The organism is bacterium, from assembly GCA_027622355.1.
Classification (GTDB): Bacteria; UBA8248; UBA8248; order UBA8248; family UBA8248; genus JAQBZT01.
In genome coordinates this window covers 1-2,744 of the sequence record JAQBZT010000329.1, presented here as the reverse complement: position 1 = coordinate 2,744, position 2,744 = coordinate 1, and the positions used below count along the sequence as shown (strand labels likewise).

Genomic DNA, 2,744 nt, shown 5'->3' with positions numbered 1-2,744 from the left:
CCGTTGCGGCGGTGGCGGTGGTGCAGGGGGTGGTGGTGGTTTTCCAGTACATCACCCAGGAGCGCCAGAAGCGGGCGATCCGCAGGGCGTTTCAATTTTACCTCCACCCCGCCCTTGTCGATCAGGTGACGGAGAACCCCGCCCTTCTGCGTCTCGGCGGCGAGGAGAAGGAGCTGACGGTTCTTTTTTCGGACATCCGAAGCTTCAGCCGGATATCGGAAAGCATGAGCGCGGAGGCGCTTGTCGGGCTCCTGAACGAATACCACACCGCCATGACGCGCATTGTGCTCGCAGAAAACGGTTTGCTCGACAAATATATCGGCGATGCGATCATGGCGATTTTCGGGGCGCCGCTCCCCCTTCCGGGTCACGCGCTTCACGCGTGCCGGTGCGCATTGCGCATGATGGAAAAACTTCAGGAGCTTCAGGCGGGGTGGAAGGCGCGGGGCATTCCCGATATTGACATTGGCATCGGGATTAGCACAGCGCTGATGGTGGCGGGAAACATGGGTTCCGAACTTCGCTTTGACTACACCGTGATGGGAGACGGGGTGAATCTTGGCTCCCGCCTGGAGGGGGCCAATAAGCTGTACGGCACCCACATCCTCATCAGCGAAACGACGTGGGAAAGCGTGCGGGACGAGGTGGCGGCGCGGGAGATCGATCTCGTCCGGGTGGTCGGAAAGCGGGAGCCGACGCGGATTTTCGAGGTGTACGGCCTGCTCGCGGATTCCCCGGCCCGGGATGCGGCGCGAGAGGAATTCGAGGCGGGCCTTCGGGCGTACCGGGAGCGGAGGTGGGGGGAGGCGGCGCCCTCCTTCCGGCGGGCGCTGGACGCGCGGTCGGATGACAAATGCAGCCGGCTTTACCTGGAGCGCTGCGAAGTTTTTCAGACCGATCCGCCGCCGCCGGAATGGGACGGCGTTTTCGAGATGGCCTCGAAGTAGCGCGCCTAGATCCCGGCCAGGGTTTCGATCCCGCCCTCTTTGTGCAGTCGCCGGGAGGATTCGATCAGTGCCGCCTTCTTTCTGCCGAGATCGGCGGCGGGATAGAGGAGCTTCCCCTTTTCCTTCATCTTCCGGCCCGCGATCAGCACTGTGTCCACGTTGGCGGCCGTGGCCTGAAGGACGACGGAGCTGGCCGGGTTGTTCACCGGGATCATGTTCAGATCGTTCGTGCGGATGAGAATGATGTCCGCCTGCTTGCCCGGCGATATCGAGCCGATCTGATTTTCTTTCCGCAGGGCGATGGCGCTGTTGACGGTGGCCCACTCGATGGCCTCGCGCGCCTTGAAGTAGCGCTTGTTCGGGATGTCGCCCTTTCGGGCGGCCTCTTTGTTGTCGAAGATCCGCTGGGTCTGCAGGCCGTAGCGCATGACGTAGAACATGTCGCCCGCCGCGTAGATTTCGAGGTCGGCCCCGAGGGAGGGGCGCCCGCCGAAAGAAACCACCCTTCCGGTGAGCGGCTCTCCGTGGTTGGCCTGAAGCTCCGCCGCCGGGGTCGCGGTGAGGGATACTCCGCTGTCCACGATGACTTTCAGTTCTTCGTCTCCGAGATAATTTCCGTGTACCAGGTTGTGATCGGGCCCGAGCAGCCCCTCCTTGGCGAGGCGGTGATAGCCGTCCTTGACGAGGCGGTCTTCTCTTCCCCAGATGTGCGCGCTCGAAAGGAGCCCGTACTCCTTGGCGAGCCGGAAGCCGTGCAGGGTGACCTCCCAGGTCGAGTAGTCCGAGCCGAGGATGGCCATGGCCAGGGTCACGAGGGCGCCGTCGTTTGAGAGTCTTCCCGTGCGCAGCCGCTTGATCTCATCGGCCGGATGGGGGATTTGCGAATAGTGGGGCTCCCCTTCCTTGGGGTCGGGCTTGACGGTGCCGTGGCCGAAGACGGCGCGGACGCCGGTGTCGAAGAGCGCATCGATGGCGGCGTCGGAGTGGGCCGGGGTGGCGTTGTTGTGGCACCAGTCGAAGATCGTCGTTGTGCCGGAGTTGATCTGGTTCATGACGCCGATGAAGTTGCCGAGGTAGGTATCCTCCGGGGTGTACCGGGGAGCGAGGACGGGGTGCACCTGGCGGAAATACTCGCCGCGGCCCCAGTCCGCGCCGATGCCCCGAAGGGCGGTTTCCCAGGTGTGGAGGTGGGCGTTGATCAGGCCGGGCATCACAATCCGGTTGCGGGCGTCGATGACTTCCGCATCCTGGGCGCCGAGGTTTTGGCCGATCGCGAGGATGCGGTCCTCTTCGATAAGGACGTCTCCGCCGATGACATCCCCAATCCCGGGGTCCATGGACAAGATGGCGCCGCCCTGAATCAGAATTTTTCCCATGAAGCCACGCTCCTTTTGCCGCGCCCGGAAGCCGCCGCTGAACCTGGCGGGGTTTATCTCTCGATAAAAAGTATGCTCGCGATTCTACCGGAATTTCCGCCAGCGGGAGAGGGGCTTGAATTGCGTTGTAATCCATAGAGATTTTCGATAAAAAGGTAATTTAGGAACGGAAATTACAATAGATGGAAATTTACGATAGATAGGAATGTGCGGAACGAGGCGGCCCCGATGGACATTCGCCAGCTCGAAATATTCCAGAAAATTGTGGATGAAAAAAGCTTTTCGCGGGCGGCCAAGAGCCTGGGCCTGACCCAGCCGACGGCGAGCGGCCACATCAAGTCCCTCGAGAAGGAGTTGGGGGTGCGGCTTTTCGATCGCCTCGGCCGCGAGGTGGAGCCCACCCAGGCGGGGTGGATTCTTC

3 protein-coding genes are annotated in these 2,744 nt (G+C 62.2%); 2 read left to right on the top strand and 1 reads right to left on the bottom strand.

What is annotated here, in order from left to right; translation table 11 throughout:
- A partial coding sequence (locus O2807_14285; protein ID MDA1001671.1) for an adenylate/guanylate cyclase domain-containing protein occupies positions 1–947 on the top strand: 947 nt, incomplete at its 5' end.
- Positions 948–952: 5 nt separating this feature from the next.
- On the opposite strand, the gene O2807_14280 is transcribed toward O2807_14285, so the two are convergent.
- Positions 953–2,323, bottom strand: coding sequence for an amidohydrolase family protein (locus O2807_14280; GenBank protein ID MDA1001670.1), 1,371 nt, complete (start codon positions 2,321–2,323; stop codon positions 953–955).
- Between the two features lie 228 nt (positions 2,324–2,551).
- Between O2807_14280 and O2807_14275 the strand changes: the two genes are divergently transcribed.
- The coding region (locus O2807_14275) for a LysR family transcriptional regulator (protein ID MDA1001669.1) at positions 2,552–2,744 on the top strand (193 nt) is incomplete at its 3' end.

Bases quoted from the DNA above. Each gene is read 5' to 3' on its own strand.
- O2807_14280 (MDA1001670.1), bottom strand. From the start codon at position 2,323: ATGGGAAAAATTCTGATTCAGGGCGGCGCCATCTTGTCCATGGACCCC.